Source organism: Mesorhizobium sp. M0615 (assembly GCF_040320805.1).
Taxonomy (GTDB): domain Bacteria; phylum Pseudomonadota; class Alphaproteobacteria; order Rhizobiales; family Rhizobiaceae; genus Mesorhizobium.
In genome coordinates this window covers 301,132-321,856 of record NZ_JAMYQI010000001.1, presented here as the reverse complement: position 1 = coordinate 321,856, position 20,725 = coordinate 301,132, and the positions used below count along the sequence as shown (strand labels likewise).

General features: G+C 63.5%; 22 protein-coding genes. 9 read left to right on the top strand and 13 right to left on the bottom strand.

Features of this window, described 5'->3' with window-relative positions; translation table 11 throughout:
- Both fliR and flhA read right to left on the bottom strand, forming a co-directional pair.
- The gene (gene fliR / locus NKI46_RS01620) at positions 1-753 is read right to left on the bottom strand and encodes a flagellar biosynthetic protein FliR (protein ID WP_023691740.1); all 753 of its coding nucleotides are present in this window, start codon (positions 751-753) and stop codon (positions 1-3) included.
- Positions 750-2,837: a flagellar biosynthesis protein FlhA gene (gene flhA, locus NKI46_RS01615; protein WP_023671908.1), complete on the bottom strand. Its 2,088-nt coding sequence runs from the start codon at positions 2,835-2,837 to the stop codon at positions 750-752. Before flhA ends, fliR begins: the two co-directional genes overlap by 4 nt.
- Before the next feature lie 123 nt (positions 2,838-2,960).
- Here flhA and NKI46_RS01610 point away from each other — a divergent pair, with 123 nt between their 5' ends.
- Positions 2,961-3,260 (top strand): putative quinol monooxygenase, encoded by a 300-nt coding sequence (locus NKI46_RS01610; RefSeq protein WP_023691739.1) that lies wholly within the window; start codon positions 2,961-2,963, stop codon positions 3,258-3,260.
- 39 nt (positions 3,261-3,299) lie between these two features.
- Here the strand turns inward: NKI46_RS01610 and NKI46_RS01605 are convergent, their stop codons facing one another.
- Positions 3,300-3,614, bottom strand: coding sequence for a hypothetical protein (locus NKI46_RS01605; RefSeq protein ID WP_155921527.1), 315 nt, complete (start codon positions 3,612-3,614; stop codon positions 3,300-3,302).
- A 170-nt stretch (positions 3,615-3,784) separates the two neighbouring features.
- Here NKI46_RS01605 and NKI46_RS01600 point away from each other — a divergent pair, with 170 nt between their 5' ends.
- From NKI46_RS01600 to NKI46_RS01565, 8 genes are all read left to right on the top strand, one after another.
- Positions 3,785-4,054 (top strand): hypothetical protein, encoded by a 270-nt coding sequence (locus tag NKI46_RS01600; RefSeq protein WP_023740977.1) that lies wholly within the window; start codon positions 3,785-3,787, stop codon positions 4,052-4,054.
- A 90-nt stretch (positions 4,055-4,144) separates the two neighbouring features.
- Positions 4,145-4,798 carry a helix-turn-helix domain-containing protein gene (locus NKI46_RS01595; protein WP_027049833.1) on the top strand — a complete coding sequence of 218 codons (654 nt, stop codon included), beginning with the start codon at positions 4,145-4,147 and terminating at the stop codon, positions 4,796-4,798.
- Between the two features lie 37 nt (positions 4,799-4,835).
- Positions 4,836-5,912: an extracellular solute-binding protein gene (locus tag NKI46_RS01590; protein WP_023728389.1), complete on the top strand. Its 1,077-nt coding sequence runs from the start codon at positions 4,836-4,838 to the stop codon at positions 5,910-5,912.
- A gap of 22 nt (positions 5,913-5,934) precedes the next feature.
- Entirely contained in the window at positions 5,935-6,807 is an 873-nt protein-coding gene (locus NKI46_RS01585) for an ABC transporter permease (RefSeq protein ID WP_352744429.1), read from the top strand.
- Positions 6,807-7,604: an ABC transporter permease gene (locus NKI46_RS01580; protein WP_023695739.1), complete on the top strand. Its 798-nt coding sequence runs from the start codon at positions 6,807-6,809 to the stop codon at positions 7,602-7,604. Before NKI46_RS01585 ends, NKI46_RS01580 begins: the two co-directional genes overlap by 1 nt.
- The gene (locus NKI46_RS01575) at positions 7,601-8,716 is read left to right on the top strand and encodes an ABC transporter ATP-binding protein (RefSeq protein ID WP_023686365.1); all 1,116 of its coding nucleotides are present in this window, start codon (positions 7,601-7,603) and stop codon (positions 8,714-8,716) included. The genes NKI46_RS01580 and NKI46_RS01575 overlap by 4 nt, the downstream gene beginning before the upstream one ends.
- 50 nt (positions 8,717-8,766) lie before the next feature.
- The gene (locus NKI46_RS01570; protein WP_352744426.1) at positions 8,767-10,152 is read left to right on the top strand and encodes an NAD(P)/FAD-dependent oxidoreductase; all 1,386 of its coding nucleotides are present in this window, start codon (positions 8,767-8,769) and stop codon (positions 10,150-10,152) included.
- Between the two features lie 58 nt (positions 10,153-10,210).
- Complete coding sequence (locus NKI46_RS01565) at positions 10,211-10,579, top strand: cupin domain-containing protein (protein WP_081725355.1); 369 nt, start codon at positions 10,211-10,213, stop codon at positions 10,577-10,579.
- A gap of 23 nt (positions 10,580-10,602) precedes the next feature.
- Here NKI46_RS01565 and NKI46_RS01560 read toward each other — a convergent pair whose 3' ends face one another.
- The 10 genes from NKI46_RS01560 to NKI46_RS01515 all read right to left on the bottom strand — a co-directional run bounded on the left by NKI46_RS01560 (position 10,603) and on the right by NKI46_RS01515 (position 20,617).
- Positions 10,603-12,246 (bottom strand): MFS transporter, encoded by a 1,644-nt coding sequence (locus NKI46_RS01560; protein ID WP_023671898.1) that lies wholly within the window; start codon positions 12,244-12,246, stop codon positions 10,603-10,605.
- A gap of 223 nt (positions 12,247-12,469) precedes the next feature.
- Positions 12,470-14,338, bottom strand: a complete 1,869-nt coding sequence (gene asnB / locus NKI46_RS01555; protein ID WP_352744424.1) for an asparagine synthase (glutamine-hydrolyzing) — start codon at positions 14,336-14,338, stop codon at positions 12,470-12,472.
- A 71-nt stretch (positions 14,339-14,409) separates the two neighbouring features.
- Positions 14,410-14,676 (bottom strand): flagellar biosynthesis protein FliQ, encoded by a 267-nt coding sequence (gene fliQ / locus NKI46_RS01550; protein WP_023671896.1) that lies wholly within the window; start codon positions 14,674-14,676, stop codon positions 14,410-14,412.
- A 24-nt stretch (positions 14,677-14,700) separates the two neighbouring features.
- Positions 14,701-15,108, bottom strand: coding sequence for a flagellar hook assembly protein FlgD (flgD, locus tag NKI46_RS01545; protein ID WP_023671895.1), 408 nt, complete (start codon positions 15,106-15,108; stop codon positions 14,701-14,703).
- Entirely contained in the window at positions 15,108-15,551 is a 444-nt protein-coding gene (gene flbT, locus NKI46_RS01540; protein ID WP_023683290.1) for a flagellar biosynthesis repressor FlbT, read from the bottom strand. The genes flgD and flbT overlap by 1 nt, the downstream gene beginning before the upstream one ends.
- Positions 15,548-15,895: a flagellar biosynthesis regulator FlaF gene (gene flaF / locus NKI46_RS01535; RefSeq protein ID WP_023671893.1), complete on the bottom strand. Its 348-nt coding sequence runs from the start codon at positions 15,893-15,895 to the stop codon at positions 15,548-15,550. The genes flbT and flaF overlap by 4 nt, the downstream gene beginning before the upstream one ends.
- A gap of 30 nt (positions 15,896-15,925) precedes the next feature.
- Positions 15,926-16,969, bottom strand: a complete 1,044-nt coding sequence (locus NKI46_RS01530) for a flagellar hook-associated family protein (protein WP_352744421.1) — start codon at positions 16,967-16,969, stop codon at positions 15,926-15,928.
- 3 nt (positions 16,970-16,972) lie between these two features.
- On the bottom strand, positions 16,973-18,427 hold the full coding sequence (gene flgK, locus NKI46_RS01525; RefSeq protein WP_352744418.1) for a flagellar hook-associated protein FlgK: 1,455 nt from the start codon (positions 18,425-18,427) through the stop codon (positions 16,973-16,975).
- Positions 18,428-18,603: 176 nt separating this feature from the next.
- Positions 18,604-19,857 carry a flagellar hook protein FlgE gene (locus NKI46_RS01520; protein WP_352744415.1) on the bottom strand — a complete coding sequence of 418 codons (1,254 nt, stop codon included), beginning with the start codon at positions 19,855-19,857 and terminating at the stop codon, positions 18,604-18,606.
- Positions 19,858-19,948: 91 nt separating this feature from the next.
- Complete coding sequence (locus NKI46_RS01515) at positions 19,949-20,617, bottom strand: response regulator transcription factor (protein WP_023683295.1); 669 nt, start codon at positions 20,615-20,617, stop codon at positions 19,949-19,951.
- Positions 20,618-20,725 lie beyond the last annotated feature (108 nt).

Genomic DNA, 20,725 nt, shown 5'->3' with positions numbered 1-20,725 from the left:
TCACCTCGCCAGCGTCAGGTCGACAAAGCCGTCGACGAACAGCGACAGCATGGTGCCGATGGCGAAGTAGAAGATGATCATGCCGCCGGCGATGACGAAAGGCAGTGAGATGAAGTAGACCGGAATCTGCGGCGTCAGCTTGTTGACGAAGCCGATCGTCAAATTGACCAGGATGGCATAGGCGATGAACGGGCTGCCGAGCCGGATGACCAGGAAGAAGGCGTCCGACACCGTGTCGGTGAGATCGACCAGGGCGGCCTGCGGATTGAAGAAGACGTTGACCGGCGCCACCGTGTAGGAGGCGACCAGAGCGCGGATGATCTCGTGGTCGAAATCGAAGACGAAGAGCAGCAGCAACGCTGAAAACGAGATGATGGCGGCGAGGGCCGCCTGCGGCTCTGGCTCCTCGATGGCGGGGCCGCCGGTGCCGCCATAGCCGATCAGCATGGCGATGGCCGAACCCATGAAGCGCAGCGCCTCCATGTAGAGCCTCGTCATCGCGCCGATCAGCCCGCCGACCAAAAGTTCGGAGATGATCATCGGCGCCAGCACCTGCGGACGCGCATCGACGAAGGGAAAGATCTTGTCCCACAGGAAGGCGAGCAGGCCACCGGTGGCGGCGATCGACACGAACAGCCGGACCTGGACCGGCACGCGAGCGCTGGACAGGCCCGGCATCAGCATGAAGCAGGCGCCGATGCGACAGAAGGCGAGGAAGGCGGCGATGACGACGCCTTGCGACAGTATGTTCACGAGATCGTCCCGAGCACCTTGATCTCGACGCCCTTGGCGATTTCGACATGGGAGAGAACGGGAAGCGTCGTGAACAGGCGCTCGATGATCATGCGCACATAGGGGCGAGCATCGGGCGCGGTGACGAGGACAAAACGCTCGCCGGCCTCGAGATGCTTGCGGATCGCCTTGGTCGCGTCCTGGCCGAATTCCTCCAACTGGCGCGGGTCGATGTCGAATTCGCGCACCTCGCCCTTGGCGTCGCGCTTGAGGCTCTGGTGGAAGGCGAGGTCCCAGCGGTTGCCGAGGCGCAGCACCTTGAGCATGCCGCCCTCGGAGAGATCGCCGCAGATCTGCTGGGCCATGCGGATGCGGACATGCTCGACGATCTGCTCGGTGCGGCGCACATGCGGCGCGATCTCGGCGATAGCCTCGATGATCAAATGCAGGTTGCGGATCGATACGCGTTCGGCCAGCAGCAATTTGAGCACCGCCTGCAGGCCGGGATAGGAGATGTGCGAGGTGCAGATCTCGTCGGCGAGCTTGCGGTATTCCGGATCCTGCCGCTCGAGCAGCGCCTTCATGTCCTTGTAGGACAGAAGCTGCGGCAGGTTGTTGCGGATCACCTCGGACAAATGCGTGAGCAGCACCGACATGTTGTCGGCAAAGGTATAGTTCTCGCGCTTCAGATCCTCGGCGAAGGTTTCCAGCACCGAGAAGGCGCGCATGCCGAAGGCCGGCTCGCGGATTTCCTCGCCGGGAACGTCGGGCAAATCCCGGTTGCCGAGCAGCACCATGATCTCGCCGACGCGCATCTGGTATTCGGCGACGACGGTGCCGTGGACCTTGATCTGATAACTCTTCGGCGGAATGCCGAAATCGTCGGCGACGCGCACTTCCGGCACGACGAAGCCATATTGCGTGGCAAACTTCTTGCGCATTTTGGCCATGCGGAACACCAGTTCCTGATGCGACACCAGCAGCCGCGTCGACAGCTGCTTGCCGATCAGAAGCTCGATCTCGGCGGTGGTCAGCGAAGCCTTGACCGAGTTCTTCTCTTCCTCGACCTTGTTCGCCTTCTCCAGATCCTTGATCGCTTCGGCGGCGGCAGCCTCGCGGTTGGCGCGCATCGGGATGACGTAGCCAAGGCCGGCCATGCCGGCGGCTAGCGTGAAGAACGGGAAGAACGGCAGGCCGGGCATCAGGCCGAGCAGGACGAGCAGCGAGGCCGCGACATAGAGCGCGCGCGGATGCGCGCCGAGCTGGCCGAACACCGCCTGGTTGGTCGAGCCGCGCGTGCCGCCCTTGGACACAAGCAGGCCGGCGGCGAGCGAAACGATCAGCGCCGGGATCTGGGTGACCAGGCCGTCGCCGACCGACAGTTTGATGAAGACATCGGCGGCTTCGCCCATGCCCATGCCGTGCCTGATGTAGCCGATGGCGATGCCGCCGACGATGTTGATTGCGGTGATGATGAGGCCGGCAATGGCATCGCCGCGCACGAATTTCGAGGCACCGTCCATCGAGCCGAAGAAGGAGGATTCCTCTTCCAACTCGCGGCGGCGCAGTTGCGCTGTCTTGTCGTCGATCATGCCGGCGGACAGGTCGGCGTCGATCGACATCTGCTTGCCGGGGATGGCGTCGAGGGTGAAGCGGGCGCCGACTTCGGCAATACGGGTGGCGCCCTTGGTGATGACGATGAAGTTGACCACAATCAGGATCATGAAGACGATCAGGCCGATGACGAAATCGCTGGCCATCACAAGTTTGGAGAAGCCGGCGATGACATAGCCGGCGGCGTGCGTGCCCTCATTGCCGTGCGACAGGATCATGCGCGTGGTGGCGATGTTGAGCGATAGCCGTAGCATGGTGGCGATCAGCAGCACGGTCGGGAAGGACGAGAAATCGAGCGGCCGCTGGATCCACAGCGCCACCATCAGGATCAGCACCGACAGTGCGATCGAGAAGGCGAGGCCGATGTCGATGAGGAAGGCCGGGATCGGCAGGAATAGCACGGCCAGGATGATGACGATGCCGATGGCGAAGAAGACATCGCGGCCGTTCTTGGCCACTGTTCCTGTCGCTAAGCTTTCGCTGACCGCCATGTCGTCCCCAATCACAAGCCTGCCGAGCACGCGACAGCCCTTCGAGCCTAACCGGTCAAGCTTGCGCGAGGGTGGGAGGACTGGTTAGTTGCCGGGACGACAGAGGCCTTGAGGAGAGAGATCATGCTGGTGATCATCGGCACCATTCGCTTGCCGGCGGAACGGCTCGACGAGGCAAGGCCGGCCATGCGGCGCATGATACTGGGCAGCTGGGCGGAGCCCGGCTGCATCGAATACTCCTACGCGCAGGACGTGCTCGACGCCGGGCTCATCCATGTAATCGAGGTGTGGAGCGACAGGGCCGCGCTCGACGCGCATTTCCGCTCGCCTCACATCGCCGATTGGCGGGCGAGCTGGGCATCGCTCGGCATAGGCGAGCGCAACCTCATGCTCTACGAGGCCGGCGAGCCGAAGCCGATCTGAGGACCGGGCAGAGTCAAGAAGGCGTAGGCCCAAGAAAGTCTAGCAGGCGTTGACCTGTCTGCAGGACCATCCGCCGCCATCGGTATCGTGGCAGTCTTCATAGCTGCCGTAGCAGGTGTTCGTCGAATTGCGATACCAAGGGTAGCCGCCAGGACAGCAAACATCTTGTTGTGCAGTCTGGATAAATTCCTTTGCCGGCCGGCTTTGGTTTTCCGGATTGCCTCCCGCCAAAAAAAGAGACATCGGGTGTGACACAACAGACCTAACCGGCATATCCATGCTTGAATTGCTCACCGCAGACGAGCTCAAAAAAATCATGCCAACAGCTAATGAAAAAAATCCCCGCGCACTCATCTTCTCCTCCTTGAGGGAAATGGAGACGGCCAAAAATAACACAGCTGCGTCGATTGCGTAAGCGATCGCTCATATACCTCGACACGCTCGCGGGGAATTGAAGCGGGGCGGCAAGCCTGACTGCGCCTCAGCGCCAGAATGGCGCCGCAAGCAGCCGGCATTATGTCGGCGTGCTGATCGTCGCCGAACTGCACAGCGATCCGTTCGATGGTGAGACGCCGGTGCTGGCGCCGGCCAAATTCCGGCATGCGGTGCTGGTGCCGACCATGAACGTCCAGTCCACCGCCGAAACCATCCAGCGCGCCGTCGCGGAGGAACTGGCGGTGGTCGAGAATTTCGACAACCGGGCCGTTGTCGGGCTTTTGACCGAGGGCCATCTGATACGGCGCTACGCCGAGGAACTCGACAAGGCGCGGCGCGACCTGTCGGGCGAAGACTAGGCCTCGGCCGGCATCTTAAATGTCCCTACTCGGCGCTTGCCACGTGTACAGTGTCACTGTACAAATTGTTCAGTGGGAGAAAAAGACGGGATGAGCACCGACCAGGCTCCGGTCAAGAATGGCGTCGCCTCGACGGCGACGCATGCCCATCAGATGCTGGGCCAGCGGCTGAAGAGCCTGCGTCTCGGCCGGCGGCTTTCGCTGCGCGAACTCGCCGAGCTGACCGGGACCAGCGCCAGCTTCATCAGCCAGCTCGAGCGCGGCCTGACCGGCGCCAGCACCGCCTCGCTCAACCAGATGGCCTCGGCGCTTGGGGTGAGCGTGGCGATGCTGTTCGAGGATAGTGCCGCCGGGCAGCGCGGGGTCTTGCTGCGCAGCGAGCGGCCGAGCCTGCCGCCCAGCGACGGCTGCCGCAAGATGCTGCTCTCGCGTCCCCCTTTAAGCGACATGGAAGTCTATGTCGGCGAGTTCGAAATCGGCGGCTCGACCGGCCCAGCGCTCTACACCCATGGCGACGCGCACGAGATGCTCGTCGTGCTGCGCGGCATCGTCGAGGTTTCGCTCGGCGATGTCAGGCATGTGCTGGAAGAGGGCGACAGCATCGAATACGCGACATCGACAGCACATCGCTCAGAGAACATCGGCAGTGGCCGAGCCGAGGTGATGTGGATCATTGCGCCACCGACTTCGGTGCGCGCCGAACTCGATCAATACAGGGCCTGGAAACCGCTCGCAGCCAGGTAGGTTCAATCCATGCGGGTCAAATGGGAGAACAATAATCATGCTGAAAACAAGACATCTTGGCCTTGGCGCCGTGCTGGCGCTCGGCGTTCTGGCAACCGCAGCGTTCGCGCAGGAAAAGCCTGTCGCGGGTGAGGTCAAGGAAGGCTCGCTCAAGGGCAAGACGCTGACGCTCGTCTCCTATGGCGGCATCTACCAGGACGGCCAGGCCGCCGCGCTCAAGGAGTTCGTCGAAAAGTCCGGCGCCACGCTGCTCAATGACGGGCCGACAGAGATCGCCAAGCTGCAGGCGCAGGTCGAATCCGGCAACGTCACCTGGGACGTCGTCGACACCGCCGACCTGCCGCCTTACGTCTATTGCGGCAAGCTGTTCCAGAAGCTTGATTTCAGCAAGCTTGACGTCTCCAAGGTGCCCGAGGGCCAGGTCGGCGAATGCTCGGTGCCGGCCATGAACTACGGCGTCGTGCTGATGTACAACAAGGAGAAGTATGGGGATAACCCGCCCAAGAACTGGGCCGATTTCTTCGACACGGCAAAATTCCCCGGCACGCGCGCGCTCGACGGTTCGGGCGACCCGACGGGCGGCCTGCTGGAGCAGGCGTTGAAGGCGTCTGGCGGCGACCCGAAGGCGATGACGGCGGCCGACATCGACAAGGCCATCGATGTCATCCGCAAGCTCGGTCCCGACACGATCTATTGGAAGACCGGCGCTGAGTCGCAGCAGCTTGCCGAATCTGGCGAAGCCGACATGCTGATGATGTGGACCGGACGTGCCATGACGGCGGTGAAGAACGGCGCCAAATATGCGCCGGCCTGGCAGGACTGGCTGGTGGTGATGGACCAGATGACCATTCCGGTCGGCGTCAAGGATACGGATGCGGCTTATGCGCTGCTCAATGCCTATCTCGGCAAGGGGGCGCAGGAGATCCTGGCGCAGCAGACCTCCTATACGCCGATCAACAATGACGCGCAGCCCAAGGTCGATGCGTCGGTCGCCGCCTTCCTGACCAACACGCCCGAGCGCCAGAAGCAGGGTTACAAGCAGAACATCAAGTTCTGGGTCGAGAACTTCCCGGTGGCGCAGGAGAAGTGGTCGGCGCTGATGGCAGGCAACTGAACAGCCAAGTGAGAGCCAGGCCGTGAGCGCGTCCGAACCCATCGCCCAACCCGCCGCCCATGCGCGGCCGGGTCGGGCATGGCGGCCGTTCGCGCTCACGGCGCCGGCGCTCATCCTGCTCGTCGCGGTGATCGGGTATCCGCTGCTCACCATCGTGCTGCGCAGCCTGTCGGAACCTGAGTGGGGGCTGCAGAACTATGCCTGGTTCTTCGGCGCGCCGGTCAACCTGACAGTGCTGCAGCGGACTTTCGTCATTTCGGCCTGGGTGACGCTGGTCTGCGTCATCGCGGCCTATCCCTATGCCTATCTGATGACCGCGGTCGGGCCGCGCGTCCGGCTGGTGCTTGTGCTTTGCGTGCTGATCCCGTTCTGGGTGAGTGGTGTGGTGCGAACGCTGTCATGGGTGATCCTGCTGCAGGATTCGGGCGTCATCAATTCGTTGCTGCGCTCGGTCGGGTTCGGCGGCGTCAAGCTGATCCGCACCCAGACCGGCGTGGTCATCGGCATGGCGCAGGTGCTGTTGCCGTTCATGATCCTGCCGCTCTATTCCGTGATGCAAGGCATCGACCTCAGGCTGATGCGTGCGGCGCAAAGCATCGGTGCGCGGCCGTCGCGCGCGTTCTTCACCGTCTATCTGCCGCTGTCGCTGCCCGGCGTCTATGCCGGCGCGATCATCGTCTTCATCCTGTCGCTCGGCTTCTACATCACGCCTGCTTTGCTCGGCGGCCCGCGCTCGACCATGCTGTCGACGCTGGTGCAGACGCAGGTGCTCAGCCTGCTGCAATGGGGCAGGGGCGGCGCCATGGGCGTCGTTCTGCTGGTCACCACCTTCGTGCTGCTGGCGCTGGCAGCACCTGTGATGCGGTCCAGTCATCGGGAAGCGGGGCGGCGCTGATGGAGATGAAGCCGCTCACCCGCGTTCTTCTCGGGCTCGTCTGCCTGCTGGTGGCGATATGGCTGGTGGCGCCGACGCTGGTCGTGGTGCCGATGTCGTTCAACGAAAACAAATCGCTGGCGTTTCCGCCGCAAGGCTTTTCCTGGCAGTGGTACCAGAATTTCGCCACCAATCCGGACTGGTCGAACAGCTTCCTGAACTCGCTGAAAGTCGCCTCCATCGTTGCCGTCCTGGCAACGGTGCTCGGCACGCTTGCCGCCTTCGGCCTCGACCGCATGAAGGCGCGGCCGGCGAACCTTTTGCGTATGCTGATGCTGACGCCGATGGTGGTGCCGGGCGTGGTGCTGGCGATCGGCATCTATGCCGTCTATCTCGACACGCAGCTCGTCGGCACGCTGCTCGGCTTCGTGCTGGCCCACACCATCCTTGCGCTGCCCTTCGTGCTGATCGCGGTCTCGGCCAGTCTCGAAGTGTTCGACCGCCGGCTGGAGACAGCCGCCGCGAGCCTGGGCGCCGGCGCACTGACCACGTTTCGCACGGTGACGCTGCCGCTGATCGCGCCGGGCGTGCTCTCAGGCCTGCTGTTCGCTTTCGCCACCTCGTTCGACGAGATTGTCGTGTCGCTGTTCATCACGAACCCCTATCTCAAGACATTGCCGGTGCAGATTTTTGCCTCGATCACGCGCGACGCCGATCCGACGGTGGCGGCTGTCGGCACGATCCTGCTTTTCGCGACCACGATCCTGATCGGCGGCGGCATGCTCCTTCTTGGCCGCGAGCGGAAAGGACGCCAATGAATCCGAAGCCGACAAGCAAGGGCGCGGCGATCGATCTCGAAGCGATCAGCAAGGCCTATGGCGGCTTCAAGGCGCTGGACGGCGTGTCGCTGCGCATCGAGCCCGGCGAGTTCATGACGCTGCTCGGCCCCAGCGGCTCGGGCAAGACGACGACGCTCAACGTGATTGCCGGTTTCACCGATGTCACCAGCGGCAAGCTTCTGGTCGGGGAAAAAAGCGTCGTCGGCGTGCCGGCGCACAAGCGCAACATCGGCGTCGTCTTCCAGCATTACGCGCTGTTCCCGCATATGAGCGTCGGCCGCAACGTCGCCTATCCGCTGACGCTTCGCGGCGTCGACCAGGCGACGAGGCAGACACGCGTGGCAAGGGCGCTCGACATGGTCAAGATGGGCGATTTCGCGCATCGCTATCCCAGCGAATTGTCGGGCGGCCAGCAGCAGCGCGTGGCGTTGGCACGCGCCATCGTCTTCGACCCGCCGCTGCTCCTGATGGACGAGCCGCTCGGCGCGCTCGACAAGAAGCTGCGCGAATGGCTTCAGCTCGAGATCAAGCGCATCCATCGCGAACTCGGCACCACCTTCGTCTATGTCACGCACGATCAGGAAGAGGCGCTGGTGCTGTCGGACCGCATCGCCGTGTTCAACCGCGGGCGCATCGAGCAGGTCGGCACCGGCCGCCAGCTCTATGACGAGCCGGCAACGCTGTTCGTCGGCCGCTTCATCGGCGATTCCACCGTGCTGCGCGGCAAGGCGCGCAGCGATGGCAACAGCACCGCGCTGAGCATCGCCGGCGAGACGGTGACGGTACCGCGTAAGCTGTCGGGAGAAGCCAGTCCGGTGATGCTGCTGCGTCCCGAAAAGCTCGCGATCCGAAGAGCCGGCCAAAGTGCTGCCAATGGCGCCAACCGCCTGTCGGGGACGATCGCGGAAGCCATCTATCTCGGCTCGGAATCGAAATACGAAGTTAAGCTCGCCGACGGCTCGGCCGCGATCGTGCGCTCACCACTGACCGGCGAGAGTTTTGGCCTCGGCGACAAGGTCGAGCTCTGCTTCGACGGCAGCGATGCCAAGCTGCTCGCGGACGACGCAAGCGCCGACACCACACTCACCTGATTCCATCTGGCCTGATCCCATCTGGCCTGATCCCATCTGAAAGTCATTCCATGCAAGCCAAGCGCAACGGCGACATATCGTTCTGGTATGCGGATCTGGGGGCGGTTCCCGTTCCGCGCCCGTCCTTGCCTGGAAACATCGAGGCCGATGTCGCCATTGTCGGCGCCGGCTATACCGGCCTGTGGACCGCCTACTATCTGAAAAAGGCGAAGCCATCGCTGCGCGTCGTGATCGTCGAGCGCGAATTTGCCGGCTTCGGCGCTTCGGGGCGCAATGGCGGCTGGCTGTCGGGCGGCTTCAGCTGGTCGCGCGAAAAATATCTCAAGACATCGAGCCGCCAAGGCGTGATGGCGATGCAGGCGGCGATGGCAGGCTGCGTTGATGAAGTGATCCGGGTCGCGACCGAGGAAGGCATCGACGCCGACATTCGCCGCGTCGACAATCTGACGGTGGCCACCAACGCAGCGCAGTTGGAGCGCGTGCGCGAAGAATGCGAGACGATCCGTTCCTGGGATGTCGACCCGAACCGCGTCGAGATGCTGGACGCCGCCTCAACGCGCACGCGCATCAACATCCGTAACGTCATGGGCGGCTTCGTCGTCCATGGCCAGGCGCGGGTGCAGCCGGCCAAGCTGGTGCGCGGGCTTGCCGATGCCGTCGAGCGGCTGGGCGTGCCGATCTATGAGAAGACGACGGTGACAAGCATCGCCAAGGGCAGCGTGACGACAGACCGCGGTACGGTGCAGGCGGAGACGATCATCCGCGCGACCGAGGGTTTTACATCAGGCATCCCCGGCGAGGAGCGGACCTGGCTGGCGCTCAACAGCGCGCAGATCGTGACTGAGCCGCTGCCTGCCGACCTGTGGCGCGACATCGGTTGGGAAGGGCACGAACTGCTCGGCAATGCGGCGCATGCCTATTGCTATGCCCAGCGCACGCGTGAGGGACGCATCACGATGGGCGGACGCGGCGTGCCTTATCGCTACGGCTCGCGCACCGACGTCAACGGCCAGACGCAGCAGGCCACGATCGACCAGCTGCACACGATCCTGACGACGCTCTTGCCGCAGACCAAGGGATGCCGCATCGATCACGCCTGGTGCGGCGTGCTCGGCGTGCCGCGCGACTGGTGCACCACGGTCGGCCTCGATCCCGCGACCCGCATCGGCTGGGCCGGCGGCTATGTCGGCCTCGGCGTGTCCAGCTCCAACCTTTCGGGGCGCACGCTGGCTGACCTTGTTCTCGGGGCAAACACCGAGCTGACGAAGCTGCCCTGGGTCAACCGCAAGGTCAGGCCATGGGAACCGGAGCCCTTCCGCTGGCTGGGCGTGCATTCGATGTACCAGCTTTATCGCATTTCCGATGGCCGCGAGGCGGCAGGGCTTGCGCGCACCTCGAAGCTGGCCGCGTTGGCCGACAGCATCACCGGCCACTAAAGCCATTTGTTCTCACGCAATTCCGGGGCAGACCCCTTTCCTGGAATTGCTCTTATCCATGGAGCTAGACTTGATCGATCTTTCGACCTTCCACGATCTCGCCAAGGCCGAGATCGGCGCGTTCTCTCCTAAGCCAAGCTCGATTGAAGGCGATCAGGTCGAGGCCGTGCGCTCGTTCTTTCAATCGCCTGACGGGACTGTCGATGTCGGCATCTGGGAATGCACGCCCGGCCGCTTCACCGCCGATCGTTCGGACTCGTCGGAGATCTGCCACATCATTTCGGGGCGCGTGGAACTGAGCCGCATCGATGGCGAGGTGCGGGAACTCGGTCCGGGCGATCTCCTCGTCCTGCCGCAGGGCTGGAAGGGCGAGTGGCTGATACGCGAGACCACGCGCAAGCTCTACATGATCCAGAGCGCCGGCTGACCGGCGCTACGGCTATGGCGAGCTCAGTGATCGATCGGCCCCTTCGGCGAGACCAGCGCGGTGCCGGCGGTCGTCGGGCGCTCGATCAGGCGGCGCACGCGCGGCGGTTCGTCGCCGCTGTGCAGCGCCCGCACCCGCTCGCCGACGACGGCGTCGGCATGGGTGGCGCGCCGGTTGTGGCGGATGTATTCCAGCCAGGTCGGCGTGTGGTAGTGTTCGATCCAGACTGCGGGATTTTCTAGGTCCCGAGCCAGCGTCCAGTTGCGGGCGCCGTCGCGGCGGCGGATGCGCCCGCGCTCGGCCATGGTGGCGAGGAATTCGGGTACATCTTCGTCGCGGATAATGTACTCTATCATGATGGCGATGGGGCCGCTGCGCGGCTTCAGGTCGAGGCCGAGATGCGGCTCCTTGAAGCGGTTGAGCGGGTCGAGGTTGAGAGTCGTCTGCTGCGGCAGCGGCAGGAACAGGCCGATGGCGCCGCCAACAAGCATCGCGATGGCCGCCGCAATCAGCGCGGTTTCGGCGCCATGCGCATCGGCAACGACGCCCCAGATCCAGCTGCCCAGCGCAATGCCGCCGAAGGTCGCCGTCTGGTAGACCGACAGCACCCGGCCGACGACCCAGCGCGGCGTCGACATCTGCACCGTGACGTTGAAATGCGACAGCGCGATCACCCAGCAGGCGCCGCCGATGAGCAAACCCGCCGCAGTCTGCCAGGCATTGAGGCTGATGGCGGCATTGAAGGCGCAGACGGCAAAGCCGGCGAAGGCCATCCGCACCATCGTTTCGCTGGATAGCAATTGTCTGAGACGCACGCTTATCAGCGCGCCGCCGACGGCGCCGATGCCGAAGGCGCCGAGCATGATGCCGTAGGTCAAGGCATCGCCCTTGACGACGTCGCGCGCCACCAGCGGCAGCAGCGCCAAAACCGCGCCGGCGCTGAAGCCGAAGGCGGAGCCCCTGACCAGCACCTTGCCGATGTTGGGCGACATGGCGACATAGCGCAGGCCGGCGCCCATGGCGGCGCCCAGCGTCTCGCGCGGCAGCGTCGAGACCGGCAGCTCCGGCTTCCAGCGGAAGAGCACGATGATGAGACCTATATAGCTCAGCGCATTGGCGGCGAACGCAGCAGCCGCACCAGCGGCGGCAACGATGATGCCGCCGATCGCCGGGCCGACGCTGCGCGTCAGGTTGAAGCCCAGTGAATTGAGTGCAACCGCGGCCGGCAGCTTGTTGCGCGGCACCATGTCGCCGACCGATGCCTGCCAGGACGGGTTGTTGAGCGCCGTGCCGCTGTCGATCAGGAAGGTGAAGGCAAGCAGCGTCCACGGCGTCATCCAGCCGTTCCAGGTGAACAGCGTTAGAAGTGCAGAGACGACCAGCATGAAGATTTGGGCGATCAGCATCACCTTGCGCCGGTTGAAGCTGTCGGCGATGGCGCCGGCGACGAGTGCAAACAGCATGATCGGCAGAGTGGCCGAGGCCTGGACCAGCGCCACCTGATAGGGCGACGTGGCGATGGTGGTCATCATCCAGGCGGCGCCGACGCCCTGGATCAGGCCACCGAAATTCGACACCAGGCTGGCCGACCAGACGGCGCGGAAGATGCCGTGCCGGAACGGCGCCAGCGCCGAAACGCGTTCGCTGTCCGGCTCGTCATCGATCATCAGACCTGTCCCACCTTAACGTGCTGGTTTCGTCCGCCGGGACGACAATCATGGCATCCGTCTGAAATAGAGCACGACATCCAAAAGGGCGAACGCGTCTTCGAAAAAGATCATGGTCCAACAACAGGATAGCAAGGCGAAAATACGTCAGCCGGGAAGGGTCCGCTACCCAGAGCGATGTTCTCATTGGTCCACTGCGCGGGGCTGTCGGCCGCGCGCGAAGTCAGCTTCTGTCCCGGGCAGCGGCATGCAAGGCTTCGGTCAGCGTGCTTGGCGTCTCGCCGCCGGCGTGAAGGCGCAGGAAAAGCTCCATGCCGACAAGCCGCAGCCTGGATGGTTGCTCGCGCCGCGCCAACTGGACCATGTCCTCCAAATTCGCGGCGGGCCATTTCAAGGCATCGCGCAGGAAACCGCCGCGTAGCAAAGTCTCCGTGCCGGCCGAAAATTGCGACGACATCTCGAAGCCGATCTTGCGCGCATGGACGTTCTGGCCCGGAATATGCTTTTCAGCGACCTTTCGCAAAAGCCATTTTCCTGTCTTGTCGCGGTATTTCTGCCGCCTCGGCAAATGGATGGCGAAGTCGATCAGGCGGTTTTCCAGGAACGGGACCCGCAGTTCCACGGACGCCGCCATGCTCAGCCGGTCGTGCCGGTGCAGGATGTCCTGCAGATGCGAATAGAAGTCGTAGAGGCAACTACCGAGAAAGGCGCGATCCGCGGGCGGCGTCACCGGCTCCAGCCGGTCGAAGATCTCGGTTTGGAGGAAATTCAGCTCCGGCGACAAAGCACGCAGGACCATGCTGCGATCCATTTGTGAGTGGCTTCCAGCCGAGACCTTGTAGGGCGCATGACGCTGTTGCTCGAATCTCCGGTCGAGCGAGCGCTTCGAATGGACCAGGCGCCGGGGCCACGACCAGGAACGCCACTTCTTCATGCTCAAGGCCTGCAAGGGGTAGCCGCCAAACAATTCGTCTGCGCCTTCGCCGGTGAGCAGCACCTTGACGCCATCGGCCCGGCATCGTTCGGCAAGCGCCAGCAGTGCGACATGGCTGGCGTGCCAGCCATCGCTTTCAAGATGCCAGATTACCCTTGGCCAAAGTTCGAAAAACCGGTTCCTGTCGACCGGCACCCGGCGCAAGGGCACGCCGACATGGCGGCCGGTGCGTTCGGCGTCTTCGGCCTCGCTGTGGCCGAGCTGCGGGTCGACGACATAACCATGGACTTCCGGCCTGAACCGCTTGGCCAACGCCGTTATCAGGCCGGAATCGACACCGCTGCTGCAGGCCGTGGCAACGCTGGTATCGGCGATGCAGTGAAGCCCGACGCTCTCCTTGAGCGACGCCTCGAGCGTCGCCATGTGCTCAGCATCAGAGGATGCATCGTCGGTAATGCGCGCGGTCTCCAGCACGTCCAGCACATGCCAGAAGCGGCGCTTCTCGATACCGCCATCGGTGATCTTCCACAGGCCGGCGGGCGGCAGGCGCTCGATGCGGTCGAACAGGCTGTAGCTGGAATCGCGGCTCTGCCAGGCAAGCCGCAAGGTGATCTCGCGGCTGTCGATGTCGTGCGGAAAACCGTCGCAGGCGAGGATCGCCTTGTCCTCCGAGGCGAACAGGATTCGCTCCGGCGTGTCGGCCACCGACATCGGCTTGATTCCGAGACGGTCACGCGCAAGCCACAGCGCACTGTTGCGAGCGTCGAAATAGGCGAAGGAAAACATGCCGTCGAACAGCGGCACGGCTTTTTCGGGACCCCAGTGATGCAAGGCTTCGAGAACCACTTCGGCATCGCAGATGGTTCGAAAGACGACGCCTTGCGCCTGCAGCGTTTCGCGCAACGAGCGGTAATTGTAGACCTCGCCATTGTAGACGAGAACGCCATTGCCGGAAGAAGTCAGCATCGGCTCACGGGCGGCGGGCGAGGGATCGATGATGGTCAGTCGGCGGTGACCGAGGGCCAGCCGATTGTTGTGCCAGCTGTCATGATCGTCGGGGCCGCGATGTACCAGCGCCTGCATCATGCTGGCGACATCCGACAGGTCGTTGGCGTCGATCGGGTTTCGTTTGCGCCAGACGCCGGCTATTCCGCACATGGCCTGCCGGTGAGTTCTTCCTGAGTCATGGCCTGCAATCTAGCCGGAACACAGCCGCCTGCAAGCGCTGCCTAGAACCCGTTTTCAATGCGCTCGAAGATGACGTTGGTGAAGGCCGAGATCTGGCTGCCGATGAACGGACCGGTCAGCGCCACGACCAGCATGATGGCGACGATCTTGGGCACGAAGGTCAGGGTGATTTCCTGGATCTGGGTCAGGGCCTGGATCAGGGCAATGCCGATGCCGACCACCATGGCGACCAGCACCACCGGCGCGGAAGCAACAAGCACCGTCCATACCGCGTACTGGACGATGTCGAGTGCGTCGGCCTCGTTCATGTGAGCGCGCCTCTATGGAACTGTCTAGCTGGCCGGCTTTATCGAAACGCCCGCGCCGACCGGCACTTCGGTGCCGTTCTGCAGCACGGCGATCACGCCGTTGCTTGCAAGCTTGACCGAGGCCACGACGCCGGTCGTCTTGCCGTCGGCCGAGGTGATCGAGCGGCCGATCAAGGCATCGGCCTGCGACAGCGCCGAGGACTGCATGATCTGGTCGAGCTTGGTGTTGGTCTGCACCGATTGCTCTACCTGCGAGAAGGTGGCGAGCTGGGCGACATACTGTGTCGAATCCATCGGTTTCGTCGGATCCTGGTTCTTCATCTCGGCGATCAACAGCTTCAGGAACGACTGGTAGTCGACCGCTGTCTTCGACGTCTGCTGGGTGCCCTGGTTGGCGCCCGTGGGGATCGTCGTCGTCATGTCCACATTCATCAGTATTGTGCTCCCACGGCCAGCGGGCGCTTCGCACCCTGAACATCGTCATTGCCGCCAAGTGCGCGGCGTTCGAGCGGATAAAGCGCACGGATAGCCTTCAGCGCTTCATAGATATGGTCTTCGCCGACCATGCGGTCGATCTGCTTCAGCGCGCCACTGATCTGCTCATCCTCGAAGCTTGCCAAAAGCAAGGGCAGCGAGCGGCGGAACATGGCGCGCGCCTCGATGGCGCCGGCCGGGTTCATCAGCATCACCTGCAGGATGAAATAGAGCTGCTTGAGCGGCGTCGAGGCATCGTCGGCCTGGATGACATGGTTCTCGAGCAGGAACTGTACGTCGTTCATTAGCTCGACGGTGACCTTGCGGTCGACGCGGATGACGGCGCCGTTGATGTAGATCTTCTCGTTCGGCTTCAGCGATATCTTCAGCGTGTTGGTCATTGAATGCCGTCCCGGATGATCTGGGACACTTCGATCAGCCCTTCGAAATTGTCGGTGCGGCCCTGGCGGATGTCCTCGGCCTCGCGCAGCAGCCACAGGCCGATGGAGATGAGGTTGGCGCGCAGTTCCTTGGGCAGGACATTGTCGCTGGAACCGAGATCCTCGACGAAGGTGGTCCAGACCCGGTTGGTGAAGTGCAGCGCTTCGACCGCCTCCATCGAGGTGTGGCCGACCGCCGCCGCCGCCGCCAGCATTTCGATCGAGCGGGTCAAAAGCTGCCGCTCGCGATCTTTCGCATCGGCAACGGAGTCGGTCTGGATGTCGGCGTAGGAGAATTGGTACATCGTTTGGCTCTACCGTTGCGGTTGAGATTGTCAGGTCAGGTAGTTCAGCAGGCTCATCTGCTGCAGCCGCGCGGTCAGCGCGAAGGACGTCTCGATATGCTGCGTCAGATCCGCGACGCGGGTGGCTGCCTCGGCGGGATCGACGCCTTCCAGATCGAGGATATGGCGCTCGAACAGGTCGACCTGCGTCTTCATGCGGTCGCTGGCGTCGGAGACCCGCTTCTCGGCAAGGCCGGTCTCGGCCTGCAGTTGCCCTAGCCCGCCCAGCGCCTCGCCGACCATAGCCTGGGCGCGGCCGACAACGGCGGTCTTCGCCGCCTGGCTGATATTGCCGGAGAGCAGGCCGGTGACCAGGGCGGAAGCCATGGCGAGCTTGCGGATGCTGTCTTCATTGGCGCTGGCCGAGGTCTGGGTGGTTTCGCCCAGCGAAATGCGGCTGACGATCTGCTGGTCGGTGGCGTTCGACCAGTTGGCCTGCCAGCCGGAGCCCATGAACTGCGGCAAGACATTGCTGGTGATGAAGCTATCCATCTGGGCGGCGGTGATGTTGGCAGCGAGCGGATCGGCCTGCGTGAAGCCGAAATAAGACGAGAAGGAAGCGTCGAACGCCGCCTTGGCCGGCGAGCCGGCGGCAGTGAAGTCATCGATCGGCTTGACGTCGGTGTTGGTGCCGGCAAACAGATATTCGCCGTTGACGCTGGCGTTGAGGATAGAGGTCATCTGCTGCACGGCGGCCTTGCCGGCTTGCTGCGTGATGGTGCTCGAGGAATTGCCGGCGGCGGTCAGCGCGGTCAGCAAATTCTGCGCAGTGTCGGAAAGCTGGCCAAGCGCAGCCTGCGTCGAGGACAGCCGAGCGGTGACCAGCGAATTGGAATCGATGATGACGTTCAACCGGTCGAGGTCGCGCGAGAAGGTGACCGCCTGCGAGGTGCGCGCGCCGAGCGCCAGACCGACATCGGCGACGGTGCCGGTCGTCGATTCCTTGGTGGCTTTGACCAGTTCGCCCTGCATGCGCATCTGCTGATAGCGCGCGGCGTTGGAGAGAGCGGCCGAGGAGACGGATGTGGCTTTCATGGCTTATCCCACGGCATCGAGCAGGGCCGACAGCATGTCGTCGACGGTTTTCATCATGCGCGCCGAGGCCTGATAGGTGTGTTCGAGGTCGAGCAGCAGCGACATCTCCTGGTCGACATTGACGCCGGTGTCGTTGGACAGCGCCTCGGCGGTGCGCGATGCCAGCGCTTCCTTGGCGTCGGCGTTGCTCGAGGCCTGCTGGCGCTGGCCTTCGAACCAGCCAATGGCATTGGCGGCGTAGTCGAACACGCTGGACGTGACGGTGATGCCGGCCGCAGCGTCGAAAGGCATCGGCTTGTCGAGCTTGTCGCCATAGCCGATCAAGAGCTGCGAATAGGAGGCGTTGCCGGCAGTGTTGGCGATATAGGCCGCACCATTGGCGCCGCCGTCGCGCAGCAGCACCGGATTGCCGCCGACGCTCGAGTCCGTTGCGGCGTTGACCTTGATCGAGCCGGCAAGGCCGTCGATCAGCGTGCCGGCGGCCGGAATGGCGGGCGCACCCGACCAGGTGAACAGGCCGGTTCGGTCGGTCTGCGAAGGTGCTGTTTCGGCAAAGGCGGTGATGAGGCCGCGCGCGACTTCGTCGAGCTGGCTCTGCATCGTCGCCGCGACGCCGTCGCGCAAGGTGATGAGCCCGGCGAGCTTGCCGTCGGCGCTGGTGTTGCCGCCAGCCCCGGCGCTGACCGGCACATTGTCGATGTAGATGGTGTTGCCTGGTGTGCCGGCCGTGTAGCCCGCCGACGGGGTGAAACTTACCGAGCGCGGAATGGTCTCGAACAGTGTCGTGCCATCCTTGGTGGTGATGACCATGTCGTTGTCGCCACGCGTGAAGGTCGACACCGGCACATAGTCCGCGATCTTCTTCAGCAAAGCGTCGCGCTGGTCGAGCGCGTCGGATGCGTCGGTACCCGAACGGGTTGCGGAGATGACCGCCTTGTTGGCGTCCTGGAACTGACTAAGCAGCGAGTTGAGATCGTTAACCGCCGTTGATATCTCGCCATCGGCCTGGGTGCGGAAATCCTGGATCGCGTTGGTGCCGTCGTTCAGAGCGCGCACCACCTGCTGGGCCGCGTCGATGACGCTGGAGCCGAGGTTCTGGTTGGATGGCGTAGCGGCGTAAAGCTGCAGCGCGTTCTGCAGCTTGCCGATCGCGGTCGAGGCAGAGGAGGCGTTGTCGACGCCGTTGACGGCAACGGCGAGGCGGTCAATTCCGCTGTAAAGCGTGCTCTGGCCGCTCCATGCCGATTGCGCGCTAAGGTTCTGGCGAAACAGCAGGGCGTTGGTGGCGCGCTGGATCTCGACCGAGCGGGCGCCGGGCGCGCTGCTGACGACGACCGCCGTGCGGCGGGCATAGTCGGGGTTGCTGGCGTCGGCAATATTGCGGGAAAGGACGCTGGTCTGCTTCGATGTGGTCTGAAGCGACTGTTGGGCTATGGTCAATGCGGAAGTCAGCGACATGCGGGTCTTTCACGAGGCCAGTGGGGAGGGGATGACGTCTCTGCCCTGTCGGCGGCGTCGGCGTTCGGAAACCTGCAATTCCAGACCACCCCGGCCGGTTTGCCGGTGTGGCCTTGAATTCGAAATCCGCGCACCGCGCTGCTCTGGTTTGGGTTCATTCCCCTGGTGCCCGTCGTTTATCTCTTCAGGTTGACAAGGACATCCATGAGGTCGGAACCGGTCTGGAACACTTTCGAGTTAGCGGTGTAGCTGCGCTGCGCCGCGATCATGTTGGTCAATTCCTCGGCGATATCGACGTTGGAATTTTCCAACGCGCCGGAGATGATGCTGCCGAGCTTGCCTTCATTGGCGAAGCCGATGCGCACGGTGCCGGAGTCGGTGGACTGCGCATAGACATTGCCAGGCAGTGCGGTGAGGTTGTCGGCGCTCTGGACGTCGGCCAGTGGGATCTTGAACAGCGGCTTGGTCGAGCCGTCCTGATACTGGGCGTAAATGACTCCGTCCTCGCCGATCTGGATCTTTTCGATCGTGCTGGGCGCGTTGCCGTTGACCTTGGCTTCGGAGACCGTGAAGCCGGTGCCGAGCTGAGTCAGCTTGGACAAATCGAGGTCGAGCGACGCACCGCCCGGTACGGGGATGGTAATCGAATCGACGGCGCCGGTGAGTTTGCCGGTGGTGGTGTCGAAGGTCAGGTTGGCCGTGGCCAGCGCGCCGCCCATATAGGGAAAGGATGTGCCCGGCGTCGCCTGGGACTGGTCGAACACAGAGACCGACCAGGTGCCGGTCCCGGTGTTGGTGAAATAGAGGTCGAGCAGCTTCTTGTTGCCGAGATTGTCGTAGGTGACCATCGAGGATTTCGACGTGTATTCCGCCGTCGGGCTGTTGGTGGACGGCAGCGGACCGGCGGGCGGCGTGGCGCCGGCCGGCAGATTGGCGTTGAAGTTGCCCGCGGTGCTGGGCGTCGCGGTCATTTCCTGGTCGGAGATCTGGACCGGCACCAGCCCTTCGAAACCGTTGGCGGTGGCAGCCGGTGTGCCGTTGGCGTAGCTGTAGGCCATCAGCTGGTAGCCGGCGGCGTTGACCAGTCTGCCCTGAGCGTCGGGAACGAATGCGCCGGCGCGGGTGAGGAAAGGCGTTCCGCTGGGGTCCTGGACGACGAAGAAACCGTTGCCGTTGACCGCAAGGTCGGAAACCGAGGTCGTGTACTGCAGCACGCCCTGGGCGCTGATGGCCGAGCGGATGGTGGTGTTGACGCCGCCGGAATTATAGGCGCCGCCGACCTGCGGCATGATCAGCGTCGAAAACTCGGCCGAGGATCGCTTGTAGCCGGTGGTGTCGGAATTGGCGATGTTGTCGGCTGTGGCCGAAAGGCGGTTGGCCTGCGCGTTCATGCCGGAAACGCCGGTCCGCATCATTCCGTAAAGGCTCATCGAACGTCTCCTCAATGCCCAACATCGTTGGGCCCATCTGTGGTCGCGAGGATATAATTTCTGTCTTGCGCGAGGCTGGCGCAGACCGCCATCAGAACACCAGCCGGTAGCCAAGGAAGCGCTTGGAATCTATCGGGTCCTGGCCGAGCTTTTCGCGCAGCTTCTTGCGCAATTTGGAGATGTGGCTCTCGACGACGTTCTCCTCGACCTCTTCGTCGAAGATGCCGTAGATGGCGTTGAAGACCTGGGTCTTGGTGACGCGGCGTCCGCGGTTGCTCGCCAGATATTCGAGGATGCGGCGTTCGCGGCGCGGCAGAGGCAACGGCTGGCCATCGATCTCGGGATCGCGGCCGTCCATGAAGATGCGCATGGCGCCGATCTCGGTATAGCTGACGTCCTCATGGGCGCGGCGGCGGATGGCGGTGATGCGGGCCAGGATCTCCCGGATATGGACCGGCTTGCGGATGACGTCGTCGACACCGCTCTCGAACAGCCGCAGCGTATTTTCAAGCGAGTGCTGTTCGCTGAGCGCGATAACCGGAGCGCCGGTGCGGTCGCGGATCTGGCGTGGCGAGATGGCGCCTTCGCGGCAGTCGCCGATGAGGAAGGCTCGGACCGATCGCAAATCCGTGTCGGCGGCCGATGTCACCCACTCGCCGAATTCACCGGACGCGAAGCCTGCACAGGCGACGCCCTCACGATCGAAAAGTGAATTATAGCCTTCAGTTACGAGCTCACGCTCGTCAACGATTACAATCATCGGCCCCGCCTCCGAATCAGATCATCTGCCCCGTGGGAAGAGCCGTAACCGGTGCCGGGAATCCTGAACAACCATCATTTCTTGTAGCTATTTTCTTGGGAGTTATTT

What these genes read in the sequence shown, in the direction of transcription:
- flhA (WP_023671908.1), bottom strand. Translation starts at nt 2,837, where the DNA reads ATGGCGGTCAGCGAAAGCTTAGCGACAGGAACAGTGGCCAAGAACGGC.
- NKI46_RS01610 (WP_023691739.1), top strand. Translation starts at nt 2,961, where the DNA reads ATGCTGGTGATCATCGGCACCATTCGCTTGCCGGCGGAACGGCTCGAC.
- NKI46_RS01605 (WP_155921527.1), bottom strand. Translation starts at nt 3,614, where the DNA reads ATGAGTGCGCGGGGATTTTTTTCATTAGCTGTTGGCATGATTTTTTTG.
- NKI46_RS01595 (WP_027049833.1), top strand. Translation starts at nt 4,145, where the DNA reads ATGAGCACCGACCAGGCTCCGGTCAAGAATGGCGTCGCCTCGACGGCG.
- NKI46_RS01590 (WP_023728389.1), top strand. Translation starts at nt 4,836, where the DNA reads ATGCTGAAAACAAGACATCTTGGCCTTGGCGCCGTGCTGGCGCTCGGC.
- NKI46_RS01580 (WP_023695739.1), top strand. Translation starts at nt 6,807, where the DNA reads ATGGAGATGAAGCCGCTCACCCGCGTTCTTCTCGGGCTCGTCTGCCTG.
- NKI46_RS01575 (WP_023686365.1), top strand. Translation starts at nt 7,601, where the DNA reads ATGAATCCGAAGCCGACAAGCAAGGGCGCGGCGATCGATCTCGAAGCG.
- NKI46_RS01570 (WP_352744426.1), top strand. Translation starts at nt 8,767, where the DNA reads ATGCAAGCCAAGCGCAACGGCGACATATCGTTCTGGTATGCGGATCTG.
- NKI46_RS01565 (WP_081725355.1), top strand. Translation starts at nt 10,211, where the DNA reads ATGGAGCTAGACTTGATCGATCTTTCGACCTTCCACGATCTCGCCAAG.
- NKI46_RS01560 (WP_023671898.1), bottom strand. Translation starts at nt 12,246, where the DNA reads ATGATCGATGACGAGCCGGACAGCGAACGCGTTTCGGCGCTGGCGCCG.
- asnB (WP_352744424.1), bottom strand. Translation starts at nt 14,338, where the DNA reads ATGTGCGGAATAGCCGGCGTCTGGCGCAAACGAAACCCGATCGACGCC.
- fliQ (WP_023671896.1), bottom strand. Translation starts at nt 14,676, where the DNA reads ATGAACGAGGCCGACGCACTCGACATCGTCCAGTACGCGGTATGGACG.
- flgD (WP_023671895.1), bottom strand. Translation starts at nt 15,108, where the DNA reads ATGAATGTGGACATGACGACGACGATCCCCACGGGCGCCAACCAGGGC.
- flbT (WP_023683290.1), bottom strand. Translation starts at nt 15,551, where the DNA reads ATGACCAACACGCTGAAGATATCGCTGAAGCCGAACGAGAAGATCTAC.
- flaF (WP_023671893.1), bottom strand. Translation starts at nt 15,895, where the DNA reads ATGTACCAATTCTCCTACGCCGACATCCAGACCGACTCCGTTGCCGAT.
- NKI46_RS01530 (WP_352744421.1), bottom strand. Translation starts at nt 16,969, where the DNA reads ATGAAAGCCACATCCGTCTCCTCGGCCGCTCTCTCCAACGCCGCGCGC.
- flgK (WP_352744418.1), bottom strand. Translation starts at nt 18,427, where the DNA reads ATGTCGCTGACTTCCGCATTGACCATAGCCCAACAGTCGCTTCAGACC.
- NKI46_RS01520 (WP_352744415.1), bottom strand. Translation starts at nt 19,857, where the DNA reads ATGAGCCTTTACGGAATGATGCGGACCGGCGTTTCCGGCATGAACGCG.
- NKI46_RS01515 (WP_023683295.1), bottom strand. Translation starts at nt 20,617, where the DNA reads ATGATTGTAATCGTTGACGAGCGTGAGCTCGTAACTGAAGGCTATAAT.